We start from the raw sequence: 24,449 nt of genomic DNA, 5'->3' as shown, positions 1-24,449 counted from the left end.
CTTACTCCTCGCCGGTCTCTTCGCCTGGGGTGCTTTCATCCGCTGGCGACTCAGGGGCTTCGCTATTGGGCGTTTCCGCTTCTGGCGATTCGGCTGCGGCCTCTGGAGCGGCTGGCTGCGGGGCTTCGCCTTCCAAGAGTTCATCGTCCGCGTCTTCCTTCGGCACGCGAACCACGGCAGCCAGACTGTCTCCTTCGTCCATCGACATAATCCGAACGCCTTGCGTGTTGCGTCCGACCATGCTGATTTCGCTGGCCGCCACACGTTGAATCTTACCGCGAGCGGTCATCATCAAAATTTCGTCGGAGTCGTCCACCCGTGCTACGGCCACAACCTTGCCGTTACGCTTGGTCGTCTTGATGTCTCGCAGCCCCTTGCCGCCACGGCGTTGGGTACGGTAACGAGCGTTGCCGCTAGACGAGCCTTCGTCGTCCGATCCGCTCTCGTCGGCGGAACCTTCGTCTGTCGAAGTATCTTCTTCTTCGCTGGCCAGCCCAGGACCGAAGCTGGTTCGCTTACCGTAACCATGTTCGCACACGGTTAACAGTTGCGCTTCTGGATCAGCCACGACCATGCCCACCAGGTTATCTCCAGCGGAGAGGTTGATCCCCTTCACGCCGCTTGAATTACGTCCCATCGCTCGGGCATCGTCTTCGCGGAAACGGATGGCCATACCTTGTTCGGTCGAAAGAACCAGTTCGTCCCCTGACTTGGTAATCGCAACGTCGACCAGTTCGTCATCCTCGCGGAGCTTGATCGCAATGATACCGTTCTTCTTTGGTCGGCTGTAAGCTTCCAGGGCAGTCTTTTTGACCAAACCTTTACGGGTTGCCATCACCAAATAATGATCGGGCAGATCGAAGTCACGCACGGCACGGCAGTCGGCGATGTGCTCTCCTTCTTCTAGCTGCAGCAAGTTGACCACAGCCCGACCACGGCTTTCGCGGCTGAGATTTGGCAGGTCGTACACCTTTTGCCACAACACCTTCCCCTTGGTGGTGAAGAACAAAACGTAGGCGTGGGTCGAGGCAACAAACAAGTGGCGAATCGGATCTTCTTCTTCGCTTTTTGCCCCCTTAATCCCTTTACCACCGCGGCGCTGCGATTTGTAAATGCTGGCCGGAGTTCGCTTGATGTAGCCCTTGGTGCTGATCGAGACCACCATCGTTTCTTCTTCGATGAGGTCTTCCAGATCGATGTTGCCGATCTCTTCGTGCGAAATTTCGGTCCGGCGATCGTCCCCAAAGCGGCGGTCGATCTCTTCCATCTGCTCGCGAATGATCGCCAAAATATTGGCTTCGTCCGACAAAATGCGGAGGTACTCGGTGATCTCTTCCAGCAACTTGGCATGCTCGTTGCCGAGTTTCTCTTGCTCGAGATTGACCAACTGACCCAGCGTCATCCGCAAGATCGCATCGGCCTGAACCGACGTAAGGTAATAAACGGGGGCATCGCCACGTTCCTGTTGGAACAACGCGAACCCTTGCTCGCCCAAGGCGCGGGCCATCATCGAAGCGGGGCATTCGACTCCCATCAAACCGATCTTCGCTTCGGCCTGAGTTTTCGAGGCCCGGATGATGCGAATGATCTCGTCGATATCAGCCAAAGCCAGCAACAAGCCTTCGATGGTGTGCTTGCGCTGACGAGCCCGGGCCAAGAGGAACTGCGTGCGACGGCGAATGACCGTCACGCGGTGCCGGATAAACTCTTCGACCATTTCCTTGATCGACATGGTACGCGGCTTGCCGTCGACCAGGGCCAAGAGAATGATCGAAATCGTGTCTTGAATTGGCGAGAACTGATACAGCTGATTCAGCACCACATCGGGGTCAGCGTCTCGCTTCAGTTCAATCACAATCCGCACCGGCTCTTGCAGGTCGGAAAGGTTACTGACCGAGCGGATGCCTTGAATCCGGCCTTCGTTTACCAGAGACGCGATCTTCTCTTCCACACGATCGCGTGTTTGCTGGTAAGGAATGTCATGAATGATGATCTTCGCGCCGCTCTTCGCTTCTTCGATCGTCGTATGCGAGCGAACGACGATTGTGCTGCGACCTGTACGGTAACCTTGGCGGATACCAGCCCGTCCGCAGATGATGCCGCCGGTGGGGAAGTCGGGGCCTTGGATGATGTTCAAGATTTCGTCGAGCGACGTATCGGGTTCGTCGATCAACTGAATTACGGCCTGGCACACTTCGCGTAGGTTGTTGGGCGGAATGGATGTCGCCATACCGACCGCAATACCGTTGGCCCCGTTGACCAGCAAGTTGGGTAACTTACTCGGCAAAACGGTCGGTTCGGTGCGCTGCTCGTCGTAAGTCGGCACAAAGTCAACCGTGTCTAACTTCAAGTCTTCCAGCAAAAGCTGGGCGAAGTTCGACATCCGAGCTTCCGTATATCGCATGGCAGCTGGGGGCAAACCGGCGATCGAACCGAAGTTCCCCTGCTTGTCGACCAGCACGTACCGCATGTTCCATTCCTGGGCCATACGCACGAGGGTCGGATAGATCACACTTTCACCGTGAGGGTGATAGTTACCCGAAGTGTCACCACTGATCTTGGCGCACTTAACCCGCGAGGCGCCCGGCGTCAGGTTCAGGTCGTTCATCGCGACTAGAATGCGTCGCTGCGAAGGCTTCAACCCGTCGCGCACATCTGGCAATGCCCGGCTGACGATCACGCTCATCGCGTAGGTGAGGTAGCTCTCCTTCAGCTCGTCCTCAATCGACATTGTGAACAGCCGAGTCGGATCTTCCGGCGATCCACCATCGGCACCATTACCGTTTCCGTTGTTCCCGTCCGTTGCCAAGTGAGCGTCCTTTCGGAGGTGTTCGTCAGCCCCAAGCCAAGACAGCCTGAAGCTTTCATTTATCTGAGCGTTCTAGGGTGCAGAAAAGGAGCAAAAACACCGTTAAAAACCACGTTTTCCCAAGCGTAATAAGCCGCATTTCTGGCACGCTGTAATGTACCAAAAGCAAACGGGGCAAACTACCAGGGGAACCCGGTTTCTAAGAAGTGCTAAGTTCTTGGCAATTGCCAATTTACGAAGCGAGTTTTCGTCCCAGAAACAGCCTGACCGAAGAGCGAGATCGGAACGAGCAAAACGACAGCCCAAGAATCTGGCCAACCCCGCCCAAAGAGCCTCCCATTCGCCCCATAGCCCCCATATTGAATTGGTATTGCAGCAACCACCGAATCAATTTCCACTCCTCAGGGGAGATTGTGGTACTTCTCGAAAATCGCTTGGGCTTCTTCCTTAGGCAGATACTTCGGCAATCGATGGAGAATTGATTGCCACTGAGAATGCTTCAGTTCGATCAACTGCAACAACCGTGGCCCGATGTCGGCAGTTGGGTCAAGCTCGGCCAGTGTATAGGCTGCATGGGGTGCGAAGGGATCGCGGTCGTCCATCATCCGCTCGCGTAGCCCGGCCAGCACCTCAGGCGAATTCAATTTCTGCTTGCCTAGCCACGGCAGCAGCTTGCTGTAACCACGAATCGAAGGATGCCGCAAAAGCGCGACAACACCTTCTTGGTACGACGATTCGAAGGGAGCAAACCGGGGCGACTCTTTGGCACACTGTAAAAGCCGCCAGGCTCGTTGTCGGTGCAGCTCTTGGGGATCGTCGAGCATGGTAATCAACTTCGGTACGGCCTCTGTGAAGACTGCATCGTCGGCCCTTTCGAGCTTACGGGCCAACCGCTCGAACAATTGAAAATGGTCGATGTTATCGATCACAAAAACAATCTGCTGCCAGCTCTCGAATCTCTGCAACGCTTCGTCCAGCAGCAGTTGATCACGCAGATGATTAAACTCCGCATGCTTCTCGGACCATTGCTTACGAATGGGTTCAAGTTGTTGCTGCTGCTTACGATGATCGATCGCCCAGCCAGCGGCAATCGCCAGCACAAGTCCGCCAGCTGCGAAACGCAATAACTGCCCCCACCTTGTTGGACGATTATCCATCGCTTACGGTCGCTCCCTGGTTGGGGCTTTGTCTTTCAGGCTAATATCGTTCAGGATTCTTGCGATACAACTCCGCTCGAAATCTTTGTCTGATTTCGTCAGTTCCGTCTGTAGAAAACGTTGGGCCTCTTCCTTCGGAACAAAAACGTCCAAATGCTCGACGGCATCCTGCCACCCCAAACATCGCCGCTCAATCAATTCCATCATGCGGACTCCGACAGGTGTGGCAGGGTCGATCTTTGCGACAGCTTCCGTAGCGAAAATGGCCATACGGTCATCGTTGCGGCCCATGATTTCGCGTAGCGGCTGAAGCGCATCGCTGGCCTTCGCTCCGAGCAGCTTCAAGCACAGGATTGCCTCTAAGCGAACTTTATCTTCCGGAAGGTTCAAACACGCGACTAGGGCCGGTACTATCCGCTTGGCATGCGGCTCCATTCGCTTGGGCTCTTTAAGAAGCAAAAGATGGATGCTGTACGCCGTTTGCTCAGCAATTCTCGGGTCACCCAGACGCATGGTATCGAGCAAAGGCACCATTGCTTCCGGCATTTCCTCATCCGATACCCCACTAATCCTCAACGCAAAAGATGAGAAAGGCGTACCACGAACACGAGCCTGACGCGTTTGCACTTCATGCAGTCCCTCTTTCAGCTGCTGCAGGTACGCATCCACCGAGATAGGAAAATCGTCTACCACTTCATTAAGAAGACTAAGACTCACATTCACGGTCGAATACCATCGCAAATGCTCACGCGACAAGGAGCGGCCTGTCCCAGTCATCCGCGCGACGAGCTCCTCGTTCTGCTCTCTGAGAACCGCAATTTCCCCAGGCAAACGGGCCAGTTCGTCCTCGGCTTGTTGATGATCACGATACCAGCCCAGCCCCAGCGCAATCACCAACACAACAAACGCCAGCCAGCGAAGATTCGTCTGCGGTTTCCATTGAAGCGACATTTCCTCTTTTCCTCGATCGGTGACACGGCAGGCCCCGGTGCGTCAAGACGGCACCCTGTCGGTCGTTGGAACCTAATACACGGTGACCGGCTCAGGCGGCTGTTGCTGTGCCGGGGGCTGCTGAGTCGGGCGTGTCTGGACGTATTTTACCCAGCGTTTTAGCCGCTCAATCTCTTCAGCATCGCTACTCTCGGCGATTGCCTGCTGTAGGGCGTTTTCCAGTTCGCCGTAGTGCAGAAAAAGGGCCATCAGCCCCCAACTTATCAGCTCTTCCCCTCCTTCAGCCTGCTGCCGCAGGCATTCCAGAAAAAGAGGATGCAGGTCGTAGTCGTGATCGAACATTCGAATCCGCACCGACATGATCTGCAGATTATCGAACGTCTCGCGATCGACCGCGTCCACGAGATGCGGAACGACCTGCTGCGGATCGGCTTTCAGGCGATGCAGAACGTTGACGAGATGATGAAACCGTTTCTTGGTCGGCAACATCCCTATCAACGTGTCGACGGCTAACTGGTTTTGCTCCGGGCTGAGGGTGAGCCGTGACAAGTCGTGTTCTGCGTAGAGCGCCACGGCTTCGCGTTCGTCGACTAGCTGCCGCAGCAAAATTGGCAGGGCACGCTCTATCAAGGGAGATTCGTTCAGCGGAGACTTGCCAATCGGGTGAACCGGGATGCCACGTCTCATCTTCGCCAAGATCTGATCTTCCACGGCCCTGGCCTCCACCTCGACTTGTTCAATCATCGTGCGATGGGCGAGGATCTTCTTTTCGAGACCTCGATTTACCACCGTGCCTCCTTCGTACCAACCATATAGGTACCAACCACCGACCAGGCCAACGCACAGCAAGGGGAACGTTATCACGAAAAGGAGCAAGCGACGTTGATTCTTCGGCGTCATCGAGTCGGTGCCTCCTTTGATTCGTCGATTGAATACCGTACTTTAAGTCGCCGGACCATTCCCTGTATTCGTGGGTCCGAATCTTCTGGCACGGTTGCGAGGAAATCCTCGATTTCCTTCCGGACAAGCTCACTGCGGTCGGCTACATATGCCGGAAGCTTTTCCAAACAATCGAGCACGCGGTACTGAACCTCTGGGCGTGATTCGGGATAGATGGCAATTAACTGAGAAACAAGTTGTTGTAGTTCTTCGTCACTCGCTTGAAGATAGAAATGGATCGAGTTACGCACCAAGTAAAGCGGTTCCCAGTGAGATGCCGATTGGACGCTGGGCGTCTTGGGGGGTGGATTCTTCACTGCCTGCACGATACTAAGGGGCGACTTCCACCGGAGTTGCTTGATCTCTAACGACGCATTCATTCGGTTCAGCCGACTCAAACGAAGTTGAGCCGCCGCCAGTTCCTGACGGGTTCGTGCTTCCTGTTCTTGCAGCCGGGCTTGCTCTTTGGCCTGGGCAGCAAACGCCAGATAAACCGCGCAGCCGCTTGCAATCAGTGTCGGCAGAACAAACAGCAGCACCCACAGCGGAAACTGGCCGCGTAAGATGCTGGGCTTGGGTTCTTGATCGCTGGTCACTTCGTTTCCTGGGGCTGGTTAACCGACTTCAAATAACCCTGAAAGCCTCGGGCCGACCACCATCCCGCTCTGGCCGCTGGCGACTTCATGTAGGCTTGAACTTGTTGAATGTGCGTTTTCTTCTCCGGCGTTTTAGCCAGCGCGGCGGCAGCTTCGTAGGCGAGTGCGACTTCTTGCGGTTTGAAGTTTTCGATCAGGTTCTTAAACGTTTCCTTCCCGTAGCGATCTTCGACAATGTAGCGAGCCAGGAACTCGCTCAGGTCGCACTGAGGGTCGATTCTTCGGGCATCCATGGCGGCTTTCTGTACCGGAAACCAATACTCGCCGGAAACGGTCGCCAGGATGTCAGGCACCGCCTCCTTCGCCTGCGGCCCGATCTCCCGCAGCAGATTCAACGCATAGTAGCGTAGCCGTGGATTGTGCAAGCACGGGATCGTTTCGCGAACCACCGTAGTCACAAAGAGCGAACGATTTCCTTGCCTTCCAACCACTCTGCACAAACCAACCAACGCGTGAGCTTGAACTTGTTGTCGCTTATCGTGCAATTGCCGAATCAAAACGGCCTCGATTTCCCGGTACGAACTAGGATCGGGCAGGGAAATCATCTTGTGAGATGGAGGATGCAACGCAATCAGGGGCACGCCAGTGTCTAGTTTGGTGACAATTGCGGCCTGGATCGAAGCGATTTTCTTCTTCTCGTCGGAGATCTCTCGTTCAAGCTTTTGGTTCTGCAAAAATAACGCGCGATTGGCTTTCTCCGCACTTTGATATTGCCAAAAGAGGACGCCTGCCAAAATCACAATCAGCAAGATCGAACCTTCCCACATCCACTTCGCTACGCGGCTTGGTTTCGCTTGGTTCATCACTGCTTCTCCTCAAAACCAAACGTCTGCCACACCGCTTTCGCCTGGCTGGCCAGCTTTTGGTCGTTTTGCTCTAGCAGCGGCTCGACAAAAGCTTTCACCTCTGCGGCAATCGCCGGCATTCGTTCCGGAGCAAACTCTGGTAGTCTGGCCAAGAGGTTCAAGATTTGAAACTGGGTCACGTGCGTTGTTTGAGGATAGACCTCTTCCATCTTCCTCAGCAGCGCACGCATATCGTCGTCGCTGGCTTGGACGAAGAAGGTCAGAAATTCGGAGGCGTCTTCGACCTCGTAATACCCCTGACTCCCTTGTTTCGGTGCAGTCGGCGGGGCGAACGGGTGATTCATCCGCGTAAGCACCCACTGCGGGTCTTTGTACTTTTGCAAATTCTTCCGCATCGCGTCTTGCAAATGACGCCAACCATCCCGGTTTCGCCGCAACTCGGCCAACGTTTCATGAAGTCCAACTTGCTGCATCATCAGTTCTTCCCGCACCTTCAACTGCCGCTGCTGATTGGCGTACATAGCGAAAAGCAAGCCAGCGATCGTCGGCAAGACGAACATCAGCACCCACAACGGGAACTGAAACTTCGATCGAGGCGGCGGGTTTTCGGAGGGGTCGCTCACAGCTGATTTAATTCCTCAAGCTGGCCTTCTTCTTTCAATTGCTTTTCGATTTCCCATATAAGATTCCGTGCCCGCTCGTCTGAGCTCCTAAATCGAATTTCTTCTTTAACCTGATCCAAGGTCTTTTCTCCTGAACGAATTACCTCGATCAGTTCTGGGGAAATGTCTTGCTCTGGATACAATCGCAGCAGAACACAAAGGGCAACCCAGGAAAGAGGATCAGACTCTTTCTTAACCATTTCTCGTAACTTATTAGCCGAAGGATGACTACGAACCATTAAGTTATTTAAGACATTTTGAATTCGATACCAGAGCAACGTCTCCGGCTGCTCATCATTTAGCCTGGCAGCTAGAAACATCATCACCTCATGCTGCTCGTCTGCTCCGAAAGAGGGATAGCGCCTTAGGTTCAAAGCCAAGTCTCCGATCCGCTCTAGCGCGAGCACTTGCACTTGCGGATCGACGTGATCGATCTGTTGGCATAAGATCGCAATTGCTTCGTGTTGTTGCTGTTCGTCAAACATGCTCCAAAAACCAGAATCCGTTTTAATGGGCAACCCTGCTCGCAGGTACGCAAGCAATTGCTGTCGTTGAGCCTCGGTTTCGGACTTTTGCCGCTGCACTTCGGCTTGAAGTTCAGCTCGCTCGTCGTTCAGCTTCGTCAACATCGCATGGGCCTCTTGATACTTGTAGATCACCCGTACGCCCAGCACGACGAGGGTAAACGTCAATACGGCCAGACCAAACCATTTAAGCATTCGCACCCAGCCAGCACGCGTGAGGCTCATTGCTGGTTCTCCGCCGATAAGGCCGCTTGATACAAAGCGTCGACCCGCTTGGCTCGCGCGGCAACCTTGGCAGAAGGATCGTTGCCAAGCTGCTTGGCAATCGCCGAGACGTCGTGCGCAAACAGCCTCTTTCGATCCGCAAAAACAAAGAGCATTCGCTCTAAAAAATCGAGGATACGAAGCTTGTGCTTCTCCGAGGCATCGTTAAGTTCCTGCTGAAAGCCAAGCACAAGCTCGCGGATATCGTCGTCGCTGGCCTGGTAGGCGAAATAGCTGAGCCCCCATTCCGTTTGCCCTAGCCCGCCCCCATAGAGACGCAATTGAGCTTGTTGAACGATTGCTTGCGGCTGGCGGTATTTTTCGAGCTGCGCTTCGATGGGAGCCATCTGCTGCCGCACGAAGTGATTCTCAACACTAGCCATTAACTCTTCAGCCTTCAGTTGGGCAATATCGGCTTGGGCCTGCTCGATCTGCTTAGCCCATTGCCAAGTCAGCGAGAGGTAAGCAAACCCCAACGCAGCGATCGTCGGCAAGACGAATACCAACATCCACAACGGGAACCGAAACCGCCCCCTTACGCCGGAGTTGCCTGATTCGGTCATCTAAACTTCCCCCGTTTCAATAGGGCAAACGCTATTGGGTAGCTTTTGCCTGGTTCCTTTCCATCTCATCCAGCATGCTCAACAAGAACGTTTGTTTTCCTTCGCTCAGTTTTTGCTCTTTGAGTATTTTTTGAATTGCCTGACGCACTGCCGTTTCCGACGCATCTTGGGTAAGAATTGATTGGGCGTACTCCCAATTCAGCTTGTCTTGCACAATGATATCGAGCAGCAGTTGAATCGCGTATTCATCTTGAGGATCGATTTGCAGCATCGCATCGCCCCATTGGGAACGTTGCCACTCTGGGGCCCGTTCACTTCGTTCCCGCAGCAGCGGTAGCCACTTGGCAGGTTCCGGCTGCATTGCTGCGGCAATCTCGGCTGCTCGCATCCTACGAAATTCATCTTCCGATTCCTCAACAATCGGGCGGAGCGCTTCCAACAAGGGGCGTTGGAAGTGCTCTCGCTGCTTAGGATCGGACCATGTCACCTCTAACAACAGACCGGCAGCCGCAATGCGTATCTTGGGGTCTGTCTGATTCAGGTAGGTTTGCAACTCGGCAATCGCAGGTTCCAATATTGCCTCTTGAAAAGGAATATCGTTAATCTCCGAAAAACGATCGATCTCGTTCACCTCGGAGTCGACATAAATCTTCACCACTTGAGGCAAGATCGTCCGCAGCTGCTCTGGCGAATCTCTTAACAGCTCTGACAGCGATTGGGCGGCCGCTTTTTGATGATACGGATTGGGGCTATCCAGCATTGGGCGATATGCTTGTACGATTTTGTCGATCAGCTGGGGATCGGCCACATCGACAAAGGTTGCGTCAATCGGCACCGGTACTCCCTCTTGAACCCGCTGCAAAACAAGCTGCTGAATCTCTGCCAGTTCCTGCATCGCCTCCGTATTTAACACCTCGAATTCCTGCATTTCAGCCTCCGCTTTTTCCAACTGCGCGGCAGATTTGGCAAGGCTGTTTTCTAAGGAACGGATACGAACCGAAGGGGAGAACAGATCCCAACTGAACATCGAGATCAATCCCATCATTAGAGGCACCAAAAATAGCAGATGGAGAAAAATATGCTGTCGTCGATCTTGCGGGATGCTCATTAGTATCCTCCACCCAATAGCGGACCACTGCTTCGCAGCATGTAATCGCCTTCCATCACGATTGGCCTGACATCGATCGGTAAGGGGGACAGCAACGAAATGAGCGGTGCGATGTAGATCGCTCGCACTCGTGATTCGGGCAGAAACTTCCGCCGTATGCTGGTCCGAGCTTGCTTGATCGACGAACCGTAGGGCCGCAGCAAGGGTCTGACTGAAGCTTGATAGTGGGTAGCATATTGTGTTTCAAGCCACGGCCTGATCTCAGCAGCCACGATCTCAAAACGATCTGGCAACATAAGGGGAAGCTTTCCCAAGATTTCAAAGGTCGCGTATACTGGCAGCACCTCGGTCAAGCGTTGGCCAATCTCGCGCAAGTCCTCGTCGCTGGCCTGAGCAAGTTGCAGATTAATTTGGGCTTCACGCTGGAGATAGGCAGACTCGCCCCCTTTCTCCAGCACTGTCGCCACCACGCGGCTTTTGTCGAGCAAGGCTGCCAGCTTTTGCAGCTTGGGTAACTTAAATTCAACGTTAATGAACATCGATCGCGTTTGAGCGTTTAAGTGATCGATCTCTGCATCAAGGCCCTTGAGTTGTAACTCGATCGCTTCCGCCTGCTTGTCTTCCTGTTTTGTCCGCAGCTGAGTTGCAACCAAAACTCCAACGAGCACCACGGAGAGTATCACCTGCACCAGCAGCAAATAGAACGTCCTCGGGGAATGGCTTGCTTGATCCGGCTTTTCTGTCATGAATTTCCTACGGTTGTCATCCGTTTGCGCTGCTTTTCCGGCTACTAGGGCATGTTATACCCCCCGCTGCCCCGTTTCCCAAAGATTTTGCTGAAACGTTAACTGGCAGCCCACCAGCGTTTTGCTTGCCCCGTGAACAGACCAACAGATATCTTGTCGTCTACTGCGATGCCTGACGGCGCTGCCGTTAACCACCCAACCGGTGCACTTAGGGGCGGGACAAAGTCTCGCCAGGCACTGCCCCTGATCGAGACGCGTCCGATTGGTAGACATAACTTCGGACGCAATGAAGACCGTGGGACAAAGTTGTCCGCCAATCCTTGCCACCGTAACCACGAGACCCCTGCCCTACCTATAAGAAGGTCGCGACAAGAGTTTTGAGTATGAAACCGATCAGCACGATTCATCTCGGCGTCCATCCCCCAAAGCAGTCGCCAGATAGAAGCCGCAGGGTTTTGAGTATGTTCTCGGCAAGATCACCGATTTGAGATAACCCCTTTGTGGCATAGCGACTTGCGGCAGCAAGTTGCCAGAATGGATTCCCCGGGGAGAGTTTTGAGTATGAAACGTGCGCAACACAAAACGCCCACCCAATAACCAACGGGACAATCAAAAGCCGAGGCAAAAGAGTTTTGAGTATAAAACGCGCCGCGAAATGCCAGAGGCTCGCTACGACTGCGACCGCAGCTTATCCATGGCTCAAAAGCGAGACAATTGTGTGGCCTCAAGCTGGGACAAGCCTGAGCGGTTATCGTCTTCTCTTGATCAGACAAATTCCGCGCAGTGAACGTCTACGAGAACGCCACCAGCACGTCGTACATTGCGTGCGAGCCGGCAGCGATGCCGAAGCCGCGGAGGGCGAAGATCGAAGCGAAGATCAGCCCGGCCGAGAGGCGGAAGAGGAACGAGTAGGCGTCGATCGAGTCTCCCCCGATCACAAAAAAGTTGTAATGAGCAGCAGCAAAAATCAAGCTACTAATCAGCATCGCCGCAAACGTGGCGACCACCTTGGGGAAAGCAAAGCCTTGGATGAAGACAATCAGCACGGGGATCAGCATCAAGCGGAAAAGCAGCTCTTCGTAGATGCCTGCCCCGAAGTAGGCGACGACATGCTTGGTGGTCATATCGACCTGAGGGGCTGCGGTGGCGACGACTTCCATTTTCATGACTGACGCTTGAAAGTGCGCCAGGCACAGCAGAAACAACGCCAGCACCATCGACTCGGCTGCCATCAGCGGCAGATTAGTCGGCTTGAACTGCCACGGGTACTCCTTCAAATGGTGCCAGGCCAGCAAAATGGCAATCGTCAGCACCGGCAGCAGAAAGTACTGCCCCAAACCCATGAGCCGGAGAAACTGCCGCAACCAGACATCGACCCCGTTGCGAATCGCCTCTGGCCCCAGCCACAGGACGCCAGATTCGTAAATTGCCAACATTGGCAGCACAAAGATCAAACTAGTCAGCGGCCGCGAAGTGGCCTGCCAATAGTTGTTTGAAGCTTGGCTAGAAGCTTGTTCGAGTTCCACTTCCGTTGCCGGCATGGAGATTCGCTTTGCTGGCGATATTAGGTACTGGGGGGAGAGAGACCGCGTTATTATCTTTCTGGTCGGAACTTTACCGGCCAGGACTTGATTCCCAAGCCCCTGACAGGAACAACTGTTACGACCGGACACACACTTCTGAATTCCTAAATCCTATGGGATCGCCCCGTTGAACGACTCGCACGTTTCGCTAAATACCGTCTTCGAGAAAATGCTGGAACATTACGGCCCGCAAGATTGGTGGCCAGGCGATTCGCCGCTAGAAATCATGATTGGGGCGGTCCTGACCCAGAACACCTCTTGGAAGAATGTTGAAAAGGCTATCGCCAACCTCAAAGATGCCGACCTCATCCACCTGGGGCGGCTGCATGAAACACGCGTGGAGGAACTAGCCGAAATCATTCGTCCTTCCGGCTATTACCGCTTGAAAGCGAAGCGGCTGCACAATCTGGTCGAGCACGTGATGACTCGTTACGACGGCGACCTTGAGTGGATGTTCAGCCACGACGTGGCCACACTGCGCGAAGAACTACTCAGTATTAATGGTATCGGGCCTGAGACAGCGGACTCGATTTTGCTGTATGCCGGGAACCTCCCTGCGTTTGTTGTCGATGCCTACACGGCTCGGATTTTGAAGCGGCATGGCTGGATCGAATGGGAAGCCGATTACCATCAAATCCAAGATCATTTCGTGAGCCAAGTGCCAGCGGAAGTCGAACATTACAACGAGTTTCACGCCTTGATCGTCCGCACCGGCAAAGAATTCTGCCAAAAGACGCCCAAATGTCAGGGCTGCCCGTTGGAATGTTACTTACCAGAAACCGGAATCGAAGAACCGCTCTAAGACAAAACCACCCCAAATAGGGGCAATGGGCCAATTATTCCGTTTGACGCTCCTTTAACGCTAGCACTATCTTTTACCACTTCCCCCTAAACCAAACGTTCCTCCCCCTTAACGGGCCATCCATTCACATTCTGTAATTCGTCAGTTCTTGAAAGGGAGGCGCTGGGATGTCAGAATCAATCTTCAGAAAACGTGTTATTCCGTTTAACCCTTGATTGTTCGTCTCTGGAGCAGAAGCAAGTAATGAAAGTTGTTCCCCTGGGAGCCAATGTGGTCGTGCGGCGGATGGAATCGGAAGAAACCACAGCCGGCGGCATCGTCTTGCCTGGCAGTGCTCAAGAGAAAATGAAACAAGGCCGCGTTCTCAGCGTCGGCGATGGTCATGTCTTGAAGGATGGCACCAAGGCCCCCTTATCGGTGAAAGAAGGGGATCAGGTCTTCTTCAGCGGGTGGGCTGGCACCGAGATTAAGGTCGAAGGAGAAGAGTTGCTGATCATGGCCGAAGGAGACATCCTGGCCATCCGCAAGTAGGCTGGCCTTCATCGCTGTGGTGGTAACTTCTTTGTCTAAAGTGGTTTAGCCATCAGCGGGCCTGCTTTTATTACGGTTTTTCTACACGCCGGACGCCTGGATTCTCAGGCGGTCTGGTTGGCCCGATTCAATTTGGCGCTCTACAATATCGGGTCCAGTGCTTGGTTTCATGGCGAACAATAAGGTTCGTCCTGGGCTTCGCAACGGTGCCAAGCTTTGGATCAACGCTGCTCCGCATGATCCAGCGCGGTAAATCCGCCTCTGCTGAATAGCAGCGACGAGCACCTAGCAATCCGCCCGATGACGCCTGGCTTCGTCATCCGCGTTGATTTGGAAACACTTAGGAAAAAAGAGGTTTCATCTATGACTCTGTTGCTCGCTAACCGCTGGCGTCCCGTTTTCGCGGCGATGCTGACCGCTTCGCTATTGATCTCGCCGGTCGCTCTTCGTGCCGCCGACAATTCCGCCTATGAAAAATCGGTCGAGAAAGCCGTCAATTACCTGACCAACCAAGGGCAAGCCTCCGATGGTACGTTTAGCAGTAACACCGGAATTGGTGTGACGGCGATTTGTACTCTGGGCCTTTTGGAACATGGCCGCACCCCGCTCGACCGTGCCGTGAAGAAGGCATTGGCGGCGATGGAAAAGCACGTGAAGCCCGACGGTGGGATTTATGTCGCCGGCACACGTCACCGCAACTACGAAACCTGCTTGTCGCTGCTGGCCTTCAGTGCCGCCAATAAAGATGGTCAATACGACCAGCTCATCGCCAATGCCAACGCATTCCTGAAAGGGCTGCAGTGGGACGAGAAGGAAGGCAAGAGCGAAGATGATCCGGCTTACGGTGGCGCCGGCTATGGTAGTCACTCGCGACCAGATATGTCGAACACCACCTTCCTAATGGAAGCCTTGAAAGCCAGTGGCACCGCTGCGGATGACCCGGCCATGCAAAAGGCCCTGATCTTTGTGAGCCGCTGCCAAAACTTGGAATCGCCCCACAACCAGTTCGAGTTCGCCCCGAAGAACCCGGATGGCGGTTTTTATTACACCATCGCCGCTGGCGGAAGCAGCCAAGCCGGCACGACCGAGAACGGTGGACTGCGTAGCTACGGCTCGATGACCTATGCCGGGCTGAAAAGCATGATCTACGCTGGCGTCGACAAAGATGACGAGCGCGTCAAAGCAGCCGTTGCCTGGTTGGCCAAGAACTACGACACCAAGCAAAACCCGGGCATGGGTGAAACGGGTCTGTACTATTACTACCAAACCGTCGCCAAGGCCTTAGATGCCTACGGTGAAGACAAATTCGTTACCGCTGACGGCAAGCAGCACGACTGGCGTGCCGAGTTCACCGATCAGTTGATCAGCCTGCAGAAAGAGAACGGCAGTTGGGTCAACGAGGCTGAACGCTGGATGGAAGGGGACCCGAACCTAGTGACCGGCTATACCCTGCTGGCTCTGGCTCACCTGAACAAAGACGACAAGTAAATCGCCTTTCCCAAACGTCCAACCCAAGAGCCGCCGCGATTCTTCTCGGCGGCTGTTTCATTTTGCCCTGCAGGGCTTAGGAGATCGAGAAGCCTCGAACTGGAAAGCGGTTAGGCGTCGGCTTTCTTCTGCAGGACGAAGACCGCGTCGCTTAGTTCGTGGTCGAAGGGGACGGGATAGTCGATCTCGTACCAGAAGTCGTAGACCTCGCGGATCTCTAGCTCTGGGACCTTGCTCAAAAGTTTGCGAAATTCGTCGCCGGTGTACAGCCGATAGGGATACTCGGTTTTCAACCGAAGCACCTCGTCCCCTTTTTTCACATGCAGATTGAACCGCAACACCTCGCGGCGTTCGGCTCGGCTGAAGCGGACGACCTTCAGCGTGGTGGTCACCTTTGTCTGGCCATGCTTCGCGGTCCATCGTTCGTGACACTCAGGGTCGGCATCGAGCGGGATGATATGGAAGCCCAGAATATACAGCCCACCCGGGCGAAGAGCATTGGCTACGCTGCGTAAGTGGCTTAGCGCGTCGTTCTCGCTGACCAAGTGACGGAACGTGTTGAACGTACAGAGAGCAGCGTCGATTGTTTCTTCGAGCTCGAAGTTGGCCATGTCAGCGGTCAGAATCTCGGCCTCGAGTTCACGTCGCTTCAGCCGCTTGGCCAGATACTTCAGCGACTTCTCGTTGTTATCGAGCCCCAGCACGTCGAACCCACGCGCCGCCATCTCGACAACATTTCGCCCGCCTCCACAGCCGATGTCCAGCACGCGGTGAAACTCACCTTCCCCAAACTGCTTAAAAGCCGCCTCAAAGAAATCGCATTCCATGGGCGTTTCATCCCGGAACGAGAGATCCCAGTACTGGGGATAGTCATAACAATCGACCGCATCAGAATAAGGCAATTCGGCTCTTCTCAATGGAGAATGGAGAGGCTGAAGAGGAATTTGCCACCGAGCCGACCTGCCCTTCCGCTAGCTGTGTGGCGAATCCCTCTTCCAAAGAGCCTATTGTGCCTTGAGATCCCCTCGACCGATACCAGCCTAAAGGGCCGAATCGGTCAGAACCTCAACCGCCGCAGAAACAGGCTTCCCCTTAATATCGATCTGGCTATTGGCTTTACGCATCTTCTCGGTCGAGATGGTGTTCACCAAATTTCGCAATTTTTCAGTCGCCACCCGGTCTTTTGCTAGGCGCGGCGAGACCAGCAGGACGGCATCGTAAGGGGGCAAAGCAAAGCGTGGATCTTCCAACTCCACGAACTCGCCGGAGGCCAAACGACCATCGGTGCGGTAAGCCACAATCACGTCGGCATCTCCTCGGCTTAGGGCTCCATACATCAGATTCGCATCCATCGACTTGATCTTGCCGAACTGCAGACCGTACTTCGACTGCACGGCTTCCCATTCCGGTCTCGACCAGAACTCGATCTCGCAGGCAGCCGTCAACTTGTCGGCATGCTGGACCAAATCGTCAATCGATTCGATTCCAAGCTCCTCGGCTTGTCCCTTCCGCATAGCGAAGACATAGTCGTTCCGGAAACCAAGGGGCCCCAAAGCCAGCACGCCACTTTCTTCTTTCAGATAGGTGCCGATATCGATCATCATTTCTGCGGTCGAGACATTGTCTTTCCGCTCCATCGCGTTCGCCCACAAGGTGCCGGTGTAGTCAACATAGCAATCAATTTCGCCTCGTTTCAGCGAGTCTAAGACGATCGTTGAACCAAGCCCAGCTTTGGCCTCCGTCTCGCGATTCTCTTCAGCCAAAACACCACGCAGGTAATCGATCAGGATGTATTGTTCGGTGAACGCCTTGCCGCCGATGACGTAGGGCTGCTCTTGCACGAAGTCGGTTGAAGCGATGGCCTCGCCGGTCAGGGAACGCGTTTGTTGTTGCTGCATAACTTTCATCAACAACGGGCTCACGGCGACTAGCACCAAGCACCCCAGCGATCCCAAAGCCCACGCGAGGCTGCGTTTCTGCGACGCTTTTTCGAGCCCGCCTAAGATCATATCTAAGAGCAACGCTAACCCAGCCGAGAAAACACACCCCACCATCAAAGCCGCCGGGTTGCTTGTTTGGAGCCCAGCGAAGATATAGTCGCCCAAGCTAGTGGCTCCCACCGGATAAGCCAGCGTCGCAGCCCCCACAACCCAGGCCGACGCCGTGCGTATGCCTGCCAAGATCGTCGGGGCAGCCAAAGGAAGTTCAACGATCCGCAGCCGTTGCCACCGGTTCAGACCAATCCCATCTGCGGCTTCCAAGCAGCCAGCATCTACCGACTTCATCCCAGCAATTGTGTTTCGCAAGATCGGCAAAATACTGTACAGCACCAACGCAATCCAGGCCGGCAGCATGCCGGTTCGGTTAAGAGCAAAGACCATGATCGCTAACAACGCCATGCCAGGAATCGTCTGGATGATGTTGGCGATGGTGACCGCTACCTTCTCGAACTTCGGTCGTCGCGAACAGTAGATCCCTAGCGGAATGCTGATCAGGACGCCCGCCAGAATGGACGAAAACGACAGGAAGACGTGCCCCCATAAACGATCTGGCAGAAAGCTTAGCTGATGCGGCAGACGAGCCCAAAAATCGGAGTCAAACATATCGGCAGCTCACTTTTCATTGCCCCAAGAGGATTGGGGAAAACTTGGTAGGGGGTGACCGGTAGCCTGTCAAAGAGAAACCAGGAAAGGGCTAAGCACTCAATTCGCGGACTAACTCGCCGTGACGTCGGGGTGTTTCCAAAAGCTTGGCAACGTAGTCATCGCCAGGATCTTGCAGTAGTTCGCGCGGGGTCCCGATTCGCAAGACTTCCCCTTGATTCATCACCGCAATCACGTCCGCCAACAGCAATGCCTCGGCCATGTCATGCGTGACAATCACCGCCGTGAGGCCGAGCGTCTCTTGAATCTTCTTGAATTCGATTTGCAGCGTATCACGGGTTACCGGGTCGAGGGCTCCGAATGGTTCGTCCAACAGCATGACTTTGGGCTCGGCAGCCAAGGCGCGGGCAAAACCTACTCGCTGTCGCTGCCCGCCCGAGAGTTCACTCGGTTTCCGTTGGGCGTAGGTTGCTGAAGGCAAATCGACCATATCGAGCAGACGATTGGCGATCGCGTTTCGCTCGGCGGTCGGTACGCCTTGCAACTTGAGCAGCAAGGTTACGTTATCGGTCACGGTAAGATGCGGCAACAGGCCAATGCTTTGAAAGACATAACCAATCCGACGCCGCAGCAAGACCGGATCTTGCTGGGTAATATCCTCGCCATCAACCAAAATGCGACCAGAGGTTGGCTCGATCAGGCGGTTGATCATCTTCACGGTGGTGCTTTTACCACTGCCACTGCCGCCCAACAGCGCCAGCACTTGGCCGGTTGGGACTTGCAGTGAAATATCCTTCACAGCGTAACTTTGCCCACCATCCCACGATTTGCTGATCTCTTGCAATTCGATCATCGGTTCTTCCGCAACAAGAGTTATCCTTCCGAGACATCCCCTTGGGTATGACTTTCGCTCAATAGTTATGGCGAAAAAAAGCGGCGTGAGGGGTAAGATTTTCTAGCGAGGTCTATTTTTCCTTGAATCTGTCTAGCCAATCACCTCGCCACTGGCCTCTCCTTCCTCGCGACTCTCCTCCGTGCCTGGGTCGTCTGGCTCTTCTTTTTTTTGCGGTTCTGCCGGGATTCCGAACGGCGCGAGCTTCTCCTGCAAGCGGCTATACTTCTCCTGCATCATCAGCAAGTCAGCCGGATGATGCTTCTCTTCGGCAACGCCCTCGAGCGTTAGTCGGGCCTGGTGCAAGACATTGGTCGCTTGATCCGCATCGCTGACACTTTCCGCAATCCGCAAATAGCCCTCGAACAATCGCTGGGATACGGCCGCACTGGTGGTGGAACAACAGCGAATCTGATCGAAGGCAGCGTGCATAACCCCAGAGAAACTCTGCCGATCGACCACCAACCGCAAGTTTCCTTCCGCATCAAACCGATTTTCATCAGGCATCCGACGACGGGCCAACTGCCCCAATGCCGCCGATAAACGATCGATACAATTCACCGCCGTATAAGGATCGTTAATTCCAGGGCTTAACGCGCGCACGGCCATTTGGGCTAATTCATGCACCGAGCAGTTGACGTCTTGTCGCGGAGAACGACTGTTGCCGAGATAGAAGGAGTCGTTGATCGCTTTGCACAGCTTCTCTTCCTCCTCCTTGGATAGGCCAGCGACCATCGCAATTGTCTCATCACGTGCGATAAAGTCGCCAGGTCGTTTCGGCAGCTCGATGATCAGGTTGTATTTGTTCGCCAGCCCCAAGAGTTCGTCTGCCTCAATCATTTGGATATACCCTTCCGAACTCGAAAGGATCTGCACGCCGTCCTGAATCGCTTTGCGTTGCTCGTCCGTGAACTTCTGGTCAGAAGGCATCTCTTGAGGTGGTGGGTCGCCGATCTTTTCGGGAAAGATGGTTTCGATCGAGTGATTCAAATCGTGTGCCAAACTAGCCACAATCTCAGGGGCCTGGGCGATCATCGTGATATGGTGGATGAAGTAAAGCAAAATCACCAAACTAGCAATCGCAAAGAGAATGGCCGCCATGACCGAGAGATGTGGGATCAAGAAGTCATCTTCGCCAATCTTGCGTACCATCTTCAGCACAACCAAGCTATAGACGGTTGTGCCGAGAAACGCACCGATGGTCCACTGCGTGGTGCGATCGCGAATCCGGCTTCGTAGCACGCGTGAACCAAACTGCGAAGAAGTGATCGAGAGGGTCACCATGGTCATGGACAGCACCACACCAACCACCGTAATCATGCCGCCAGAGATGGTCGAGAGAATCGTCTGCGCCCCATCGGTGGTCGTTTCCAGCCAAAAAGGAAGCGTCCACTTCTCCTTCCAGTTGTAGTCAAGCGTGAGCATCACTACGGCCGACATGATACCGCCCAAGGTGCACAGGATGGGCACAAACCATAAGCTGGCTCGAATCCGGTCCCACACGTTCAGCCACTTCCCATTTGCAATCATCAACGTTGCCACTTCATCGAAATGTGTTCGGTAGCAGGCGATTTGCCCACCAGGTGGAGAGCTTCGATCATACACCTTATGCTCGCCAAGACGAATGGCCGCTTAGTGGGCCTCTCTGGGGAAAGCCTCCTTTCATCTGGTGAATGGAAGCAATTACGCTTACAATTGGGTCCATCGTCGTCGGCTCCTCGCGAATCATTTCGACAGGCCAATCGCCGACGATCTCCGCCCAAAAATCGTGGTCGCCTGATGAAGAAAAGAGTCGAATACGAACTGTGTGCCACGCGATTGAAAGCCCTGGCCGATCCCGATCGACTGCGGATCGTGGAGCAGCTATTCCAAGGGGCAATGAACGTCAGTGAGCTTTCGGAGACCTTGGGGGAAGAAATCGTCAAAATCTCGCATCATCTGGGCGTTTTACGGCATGCGGAAGTCGTTCAGAGCCAGAAACAAGGGCGATTTGTGATCTACCAACTTCATCCCGACGTCGTCGCCTGCGGAAAAGAAGCGACGCCAAACTCGACACGGCGAATCGACTTTGGCTGTTGCTCGTTCGATTTAGAGCGCACGTGACGGACTCTTGGGTTGCTGCCGCTGATTCCAAGCAGGTCCGATCTCGTGGTCGACTTTTGCCCTGCTGGTGTGATTTTCTCTTGTTCGATTGCCCGAAAAATCTTTGACGTGGCAAATCGGAAACATCATAATCTCGGCTGCTTATTGATGCATACGCGAGGAATTCAAGCCTGGCTTCCATCCAATTTGCCACGCATTCTGGGGCTTTCGTAAGTCGTCCCCCTCCCCTGTTGAATTGCTATCGCAGACCTCAACAAATATCTCTTCCTTTATCCTCTGCCTGGCCGTCATCGCTATGCCGCGTCTCCTAATAGAAACAATCGCAGCCTCTGCCAACGGTTTGCCATGATTACTTGAGTCACTTTTCCATGAATCATGGCAACTTTTCGGTTCCAACACTCCAAGAACAATCGTTACTCAACGAACACCTATCACCACCATCCAAAAGAACTAACCTTTACTAGGGAATCAACACGATGGGACTACTGGACTCGCTGTTCGGAGGACTTGAAAGCTCCTCCAAGCTCACGCCTCAGGAGTCGTTCGCAGGCATTCTATTGGGTGCCAGCGGATGCGATGGACATATCGCCGATGATGAAGTCAGCGGCCTGGTTACCTGCTTGATTCGGATGAAACTTTATCAACGCTACGACGGCCGCCAATATGGCAAAACCCTGAATAAACTGCACGGCTTTATGAAAAAGAAAGGTGTCGATGCGTTGATCGATGCCTGTACGGAGACGCTTCCTCAGGAACTTCGCAAAGCGGCCTTTGCCAATGCGTGCGATATTGTGCTGGCCGACGGTGTCGTCGAGCAAGACGAGAAGGTATTTATGGAACGACTACGCGATAAGCTGCAACTCGATCCCAAAGTTGCCAAGACCATCGCGGAAGTCATGGTCATCAAGAACAAAGGTTAGGCAACACGAACCTACCAACTGCCAGCCCAAGGAATCCCTGGAATTCTGAGGCAGTACGCCTGACCAATTTTTGCTCACATCCGCAGACATCAATAAGACGATTTGGAAGTTATTGTTATGTCCCTATTTGATGATGTTCTCGACGATTCGTCGTTCGCCCCCGAACAGTTTGGTCCTCAAGAAGCCTTCGCAGGCACGTTGTTGGCAGCTTCGGCTTGCGATGGCCATATCGCGGACGAAGAAGTGGGGACTCTGGTCACCACGCTGACCCGCATGAAGATGTACCAGCACGTTCCACCACATCGTTTTAACGCGATGATGGATCGTTTGTTAGGTATTTTGAAGCGAGGCGGCCCGGAAAAGCTGATCGCCTTGGCCGTCCCGGTTGTCCCCCCGGAACTTCGCGAAACGGTTTTCGCCAACGCCTGCGATATCGTGCTGGCCGATGGCGTTGTCGAGGCGGATGAAAAGGCCTTTATTGACGACCTGCTGATCAAGCTCGAACTCGATTCACAGCGAGCCAAAACGATCGTTCAGGTGATGGTCTTTAAAAACCAAGGATAGTCTCCACCACACTTCTCGAAATCAATCCAGGGCAGCTCTTTCCTTAAGCAGCTGCTCATGCCGCTTCGGCGAGTTTCCCCAACTCGTCGCTACTCGCTCCCCATCTTGCCTGCCCCCTTTTGGAGTTCCTCTTCGATGCGTTACTCGTCGATGTTCATTGCGTCGCTGGCTTTCCTTTTTTGGTCATCGGCATGCTGCTGGGGAGAGGAGGTCGGCAAGTGGGTTCGTTGGGAACACACTTTCACGGCGGCCAACAACACCCCAGATTCAGCTGACATTTCGGTCTTGCTGACCAGCCCTTCTGGCAAGAAGATCGAACGACGCGCCTTTTGGGATGGAGGTAATACGTGGAAAGTTCGTTTTCAACCAAATGAACTGGGAACGTGGAAATTCCAAACATCCGCCCGCGATAACTTCCCAGGGTTAAGCGATCAAACAGGTAGCTTTCAATGCGTGAAGAACGCTGGCCAAACAGTCTTCCAACAGCATGGCCCGGTAGAAGTCGCCCCGAATGGTCGCTACCTTCAACACGCCGACGGAACACCGTTTTTCTGGCTGGCAGATACCGCCTGGAATGGAGCCCTCTTGTCGGACAAGAAAGACTGGGACACCTACCTTAGCGATCGTCAGAACAAACACTTCACGGCCATTCAATTGGTCGCCACCCAGTGGCGTACCGCTTATCAAAACCCTGAAGGCCAGGTTGCCTACGAAGGGGGAGACTCGCTCAAGATTCACCCTGAATTCTTCCAGCGTCTTGATGCCCGCATCGACGCGGTGAACGCACACAACCTGCTTGCCGCTCCGGTCATGCTGTGGTCGTTAGGTGATCCCAGCTACACACCGGGCAAACTTCCTACAGATCAAGCAACCAAGCTGGCCAAGTACATCGAAGCTCGCTACGGTGGCAACAATGTGCTGTGGATTCTCGCCGGAGACGAAAACTACAAACCCCAGCGAGTGGACCATTGGAAAGCCATTGGCCAAGCAGTTTTTGGCAAGCGGCAACATGCCCCGGTCACATTGCACCCACAAGGCATGCACTGGCCCTTTGATCCGTTCGCGGACGAAGATTGGCTCGATGTGCTGATCTATCAAAGTGGTCACGGCGACCACTCCAATTCGCTGGCCTGGATCCATTCTGGGCCGCCCTCAAAAAAATGGAAGCAAGCTCCAGCCCGTCCTATCATCAATGCTGAACCACCCTACGAAGACCACGTTGCCTACCAGTCCAAGCAGCCGCACACGGCCTACAATATTCGCCGCGCGGCTTACTGGAGCCTGCTGAATGCTCCTACGGCTGGCGTTAGCTACGGAGCCCACGGCGTTTGGAGCTGGGAAACCAAGCCCAATACGCCTCTGAATCATGGCGGATCTGGAATCGCTAAGCCATGGCACGAGGCCATGCAACTGCCAGGCAGTACCAACATGGGCTACCTGGCCCAACTGATGACCAGCATCGACTGGTGGACGTTGCAACCCAATAACACCATCTTGAAATCACCTTCTGGCAAACAAGATCCAGCCCAGCATGTTTCCGTTTCCAGTTCGGCGGCTGGCGACCTACTTGTTGCCTACTTGCCGGTGGGTGGCGAGGTGGTGCTCGATACTTCGCTGATTCCTGCCGTGAAGAAGTTCACCTGGTTCGATCCCCGTACCGGCCAGCGAACTTCCGCCAAGCCGAACAAGCCTGGCGTCTTCCAAGCCCCAGACAATCACGACTGGGTTCTTGTCGGAGAAGCCAACTAAGCAGACCGAGAACGGACGCTTTCTTCGTG

General features: G+C 54.2%; 23 protein-coding genes. 7 read left to right on the top strand and 16 right to left on the bottom strand.

The annotated features are described in order from the left end of the window. Nucleotide 1 precedes the first annotated feature (1 nt). The 12 genes from gyrA to DTL42_RS08505 all read right to left on the bottom strand — a co-directional run bounded on the left by gyrA (nucleotide 2) and on the right by DTL42_RS08505 (nucleotide 12,726). Complete coding sequence (gyrA, locus tag DTL42_RS08560) at nucleotides 2-2,731, bottom strand: DNA gyrase subunit A (protein WP_114368503.1); 2,730 nt, start codon at nucleotides 2,729-2,731, stop codon at nucleotides 2-4. A 479-nt stretch (nucleotides 2,732-3,210) separates the two neighbouring features. Beyond that, a complete protein-coding gene (locus DTL42_RS08555; protein ID WP_114368293.1) occupies nucleotides 3,211-3,966 on the bottom strand; it encodes a hypothetical protein in 756 nt (251 codons plus the stop codon). A 3-nt stretch (nucleotides 3,967-3,969) separates the two neighbouring features. After that, nucleotides 3,970-4,917: a HEAT repeat domain-containing protein gene (locus DTL42_RS08550; protein ID WP_114368292.1), complete on the bottom strand. Its 948-nt coding sequence runs from the start codon at nucleotides 4,915-4,917 to the stop codon at nucleotides 3,970-3,972. A gap of 72 nt (nucleotides 4,918-4,989) precedes the next feature. Continuing rightward, nucleotides 4,990-5,817: a hypothetical protein gene (locus DTL42_RS08545; protein ID WP_114368291.1), complete on the bottom strand. Its 828-nt coding sequence runs from the start codon at nucleotides 5,815-5,817 to the stop codon at nucleotides 4,990-4,992. Then, the gene (locus tag DTL42_RS08540) at nucleotides 5,814-6,452 is read right to left on the bottom strand and encodes a hypothetical protein (RefSeq protein ID WP_114368290.1); all 639 of its coding nucleotides are present in this window, start codon (nucleotides 6,450-6,452) and stop codon (nucleotides 5,814-5,816) included. Before DTL42_RS08540 ends, DTL42_RS08545 begins: the two co-directional genes overlap by 4 nt. Next, complete coding sequence (locus tag DTL42_RS08535; RefSeq protein WP_114368289.1) at nucleotides 6,449-7,315, bottom strand: hypothetical protein; 867 nt, start codon at nucleotides 7,313-7,315, stop codon at nucleotides 6,449-6,451. Before DTL42_RS08535 ends, DTL42_RS08540 begins: the two co-directional genes overlap by 4 nt. After that, nucleotides 7,315-7,941 carry a hypothetical protein gene (locus DTL42_RS08530; RefSeq protein ID WP_114368288.1) on the bottom strand — a complete coding sequence of 209 codons (627 nt, stop codon included), beginning with the start codon at nucleotides 7,939-7,941 and terminating at the stop codon, nucleotides 7,315-7,317. The genes DTL42_RS08535 and DTL42_RS08530 overlap by 1 nt, the downstream gene beginning before the upstream one ends. Next, nucleotides 7,938-8,729: a hypothetical protein gene (locus tag DTL42_RS08525; RefSeq protein WP_114368287.1), complete on the bottom strand. Its 792-nt coding sequence runs from the start codon at nucleotides 8,727-8,729 to the stop codon at nucleotides 7,938-7,940. The genes DTL42_RS08530 and DTL42_RS08525 overlap by 4 nt, the downstream gene beginning before the upstream one ends. Then, complete coding sequence (locus DTL42_RS08520; RefSeq protein WP_114368286.1) at nucleotides 8,726-9,331, bottom strand: hypothetical protein; 606 nt, start codon at nucleotides 9,329-9,331, stop codon at nucleotides 8,726-8,728. Before DTL42_RS08520 ends, DTL42_RS08525 begins: the two co-directional genes overlap by 4 nt. Before the next feature lie 31 nt (nucleotides 9,332-9,362). Continuing rightward, nucleotides 9,363-10,358 (bottom strand): hypothetical protein, encoded by a 996-nt coding sequence (locus tag DTL42_RS08515; protein ID WP_147274208.1) that lies wholly within the window; start codon nucleotides 10,356-10,358, stop codon nucleotides 9,363-9,365. Nucleotides 10,359-10,438: 80 nt separating this feature from the next. Next, nucleotides 10,439-11,185 (bottom strand): hypothetical protein, encoded by a 747-nt coding sequence (locus DTL42_RS08510; RefSeq protein ID WP_114368284.1) that lies wholly within the window; start codon nucleotides 11,183-11,185, stop codon nucleotides 10,439-10,441. Between the two features lie 791 nt (nucleotides 11,186-11,976). Continuing rightward, a complete protein-coding gene (locus DTL42_RS08505) occupies nucleotides 11,977-12,726 on the bottom strand; it encodes a CPBP family intramembrane glutamic endopeptidase (protein WP_114368283.1) in 750 nt (249 codons plus the stop codon). A gap of 169 nt (nucleotides 12,727-12,895) precedes the next feature. On the opposite strand from DTL42_RS08505, the gene DTL42_RS08500 reads away from it, so the two are divergent. The 3 genes from DTL42_RS08500 to DTL42_RS08490 all read left to right on the top strand — a co-directional run bounded on the left by DTL42_RS08500 (nucleotide 12,896) and on the right by DTL42_RS08490 (nucleotide 15,589). Next, nucleotides 12,896-13,570, top strand: coding sequence for an endonuclease III domain-containing protein (locus DTL42_RS08500; protein WP_234824132.1), 675 nt, complete (start codon nucleotides 12,896-12,898; stop codon nucleotides 13,568-13,570). A gap of 243 nt (nucleotides 13,571-13,813) precedes the next feature. Continuing rightward, nucleotides 13,814-14,101, top strand: coding sequence for a co-chaperone GroES (locus tag DTL42_RS08495; protein WP_114368282.1), 288 nt, complete (start codon nucleotides 13,814-13,816; stop codon nucleotides 14,099-14,101). Between the two features lie 363 nt (nucleotides 14,102-14,464). Continuing rightward, entirely contained in the window at nucleotides 14,465-15,589 is a 1,125-nt protein-coding gene (locus DTL42_RS08490) for a prenyltransferase/squalene oxidase repeat-containing protein (protein WP_114368281.1), read from the top strand. 110 nt (nucleotides 15,590-15,699) lie between these two features. On the opposite strand, the gene DTL42_RS08485 is transcribed toward DTL42_RS08490, so the two are convergent. From DTL42_RS08485 to DTL42_RS08470, 4 genes are all read right to left on the bottom strand, one after another. Next, the gene (locus DTL42_RS08485; RefSeq protein WP_234824131.1) at nucleotides 15,700-16,491 is read right to left on the bottom strand and encodes a class I SAM-dependent methyltransferase; all 792 of its coding nucleotides are present in this window, start codon (nucleotides 16,489-16,491) and stop codon (nucleotides 15,700-15,702) included. Nucleotides 16,492-16,629: 138 nt separating this feature from the next. Continuing rightward, nucleotides 16,630-18,192 carry an ABC transporter permease/substrate-binding protein gene (locus DTL42_RS08480; protein ID WP_114368279.1) on the bottom strand — a complete coding sequence of 521 codons (1,563 nt, stop codon included), beginning with the start codon at nucleotides 18,190-18,192 and terminating at the stop codon, nucleotides 16,630-16,632. Between the two features lie 91 nt (nucleotides 18,193-18,283). Beyond that, nucleotides 18,284-19,045: an ATP-binding cassette domain-containing protein gene (locus DTL42_RS08475; RefSeq protein WP_114368278.1), complete on the bottom strand. Its 762-nt coding sequence runs from the start codon at nucleotides 19,043-19,045 to the stop codon at nucleotides 18,284-18,286. Between the two features lie 132 nt (nucleotides 19,046-19,177). Further along, nucleotides 19,178-20,614, bottom strand: a complete 1,437-nt coding sequence (locus DTL42_RS08470; RefSeq protein ID WP_261341598.1) for a DUF2254 domain-containing protein — start codon at nucleotides 20,612-20,614, stop codon at nucleotides 19,178-19,180. Between the two features lie 249 nt (nucleotides 20,615-20,863). Here DTL42_RS08470 and DTL42_RS08465 point away from each other — a divergent pair, with 249 nt between their 5' ends. The 4 genes from DTL42_RS08465 (at nucleotide 20,864) to DTL42_RS08450 (ending at nucleotide 24,420) form a co-directional block, all read left to right on the top strand. Next, entirely contained in the window at nucleotides 20,864-21,187 is a 324-nt protein-coding gene (locus DTL42_RS08465; protein WP_114368501.1) for an ArsR/SmtB family transcription factor, read from the top strand. 476 nt (nucleotides 21,188-21,663) lie between these two features. Beyond that, nucleotides 21,664-22,107 carry a tellurite resistance TerB family protein gene (locus tag DTL42_RS08460; RefSeq protein ID WP_114368276.1) on the top strand — a complete coding sequence of 148 codons (444 nt, stop codon included), beginning with the start codon at nucleotides 21,664-21,666 and terminating at the stop codon, nucleotides 22,105-22,107. A 117-nt stretch (nucleotides 22,108-22,224) separates the two neighbouring features. Beyond that, nucleotides 22,225-22,671: a tellurite resistance TerB family protein gene (locus tag DTL42_RS08455; RefSeq protein ID WP_114368275.1), complete on the top strand. Its 447-nt coding sequence runs from the start codon at nucleotides 22,225-22,227 to the stop codon at nucleotides 22,669-22,671. 57 nt (nucleotides 22,672-22,728) lie between these two features. Then, nucleotides 22,729-24,420, top strand: a complete 1,692-nt coding sequence (locus tag DTL42_RS08450) for a DUF4038 domain-containing protein (RefSeq protein WP_114368274.1) — start codon at nucleotides 22,729-22,731, stop codon at nucleotides 24,418-24,420. Nucleotides 24,421-24,449 lie beyond the last annotated feature (29 nt).

Source organism: Bremerella cremea (assembly GCF_003335505.1).
GTDB lineage: Bacteria > Planctomycetota > Planctomycetia > Pirellulales > Pirellulaceae > Bremerella > Bremerella cremea_A.
This window is presented reverse-complemented; position numbering and strand designations above follow the sequence as displayed.

What these genes read in the sequence shown, in the direction of transcription:
- gyrA (WP_114368503.1), bottom strand. Translation starts at nt 2,731, where the DNA reads ATGTCGATTGAGGACGAGCTGAAGGAGAGCTACCTCACCTACGCGATG.
- DTL42_RS08555 (WP_114368293.1), bottom strand. Translation starts at nt 3,966, where the DNA reads ATGGATAATCGTCCAACAAGGTGGGGGCAGTTATTGCGTTTCGCAGCT.
- DTL42_RS08550 (WP_114368292.1), bottom strand. Translation starts at nt 4,917, where the DNA reads ATGTCGCTTCAATGGAAACCGCAGACGAATCTTCGCTGGCTGGCGTTT.
- DTL42_RS08545 (WP_114368291.1), bottom strand. Translation starts at nt 5,817, where the DNA reads ATGACGCCGAAGAATCAACGTCGCTTGCTCCTTTTCGTGATAACGTTC.
- DTL42_RS08535 (WP_114368289.1), bottom strand. Translation starts at nt 7,315, where the DNA reads ATGAACCAAGCGAAACCAAGCCGCGTAGCGAAGTGGATGTGGGAAGGT.
- DTL42_RS08525 (WP_114368287.1), bottom strand. Translation starts at nt 8,729, where the DNA reads ATGAGCCTCACGCGTGCTGGCTGGGTGCGAATGCTTAAATGGTTTGGT.
- DTL42_RS08520 (WP_114368286.1), bottom strand. Translation starts at nt 9,331, where the DNA reads ATGACCGAATCAGGCAACTCCGGCGTAAGGGGGCGGTTTCGGTTCCCG.
- DTL42_RS08515 (WP_147274208.1), bottom strand. Translation starts at nt 10,358, where the DNA reads ATGTTCAGTTGGGATCTGTTCTCCCCTTCGGTTCGTATCCGTTCCTTA.
- DTL42_RS08510 (WP_114368284.1), bottom strand. Translation starts at nt 11,185, where the DNA reads ATGACAGAAAAGCCGGATCAAGCAAGCCATTCCCCGAGGACGTTCTAT.
- DTL42_RS08505 (WP_114368283.1), bottom strand. Translation starts at nt 12,726, where the DNA reads ATGCCGGCAACGGAAGTGGAACTCGAACAAGCTTCTAGCCAAGCTTCA.
- DTL42_RS08495 (WP_114368282.1), top strand. Translation starts at nt 13,814, where the DNA reads ATGAAAGTTGTTCCCCTGGGAGCCAATGTGGTCGTGCGGCGGATGGAA.
- DTL42_RS08490 (WP_114368281.1), top strand. Translation starts at nt 14,465, where the DNA reads ATGACTCTGTTGCTCGCTAACCGCTGGCGTCCCGTTTTCGCGGCGATG.
- DTL42_RS08480 (WP_114368279.1), bottom strand. Translation starts at nt 18,192, where the DNA reads ATGTTTGACTCCGATTTTTGGGCTCGTCTGCCGCATCAGCTAAGCTTT.
- DTL42_RS08475 (WP_114368278.1), bottom strand. Translation starts at nt 19,045, where the DNA reads ATGATCGAATTGCAAGAGATCAGCAAATCGTGGGATGGTGGGCAAAGT.
- DTL42_RS08470 (WP_261341598.1), bottom strand. Translation starts at nt 20,614, where the DNA reads ATGATTGCAAATGGGAAGTGGCTGAACGTGTGGGACCGGATTCGAGCC.
- DTL42_RS08465 (WP_114368501.1), top strand. Translation starts at nt 20,864, where the DNA reads ATGAAGAAAAGAGTCGAATACGAACTGTGTGCCACGCGATTGAAAGCC.
- DTL42_RS08460 (WP_114368276.1), top strand. Translation starts at nt 21,664, where the DNA reads ATGGGACTACTGGACTCGCTGTTCGGAGGACTTGAAAGCTCCTCCAAG.
- DTL42_RS08455 (WP_114368275.1), top strand. Translation starts at nt 22,225, where the DNA reads ATGTCCCTATTTGATGATGTTCTCGACGATTCGTCGTTCGCCCCCGAA.
- DTL42_RS08450 (WP_114368274.1), top strand. Translation starts at nt 22,729, where the DNA reads ATGCCGCTTCGGCGAGTTTCCCCAACTCGTCGCTACTCGCTCCCCATC.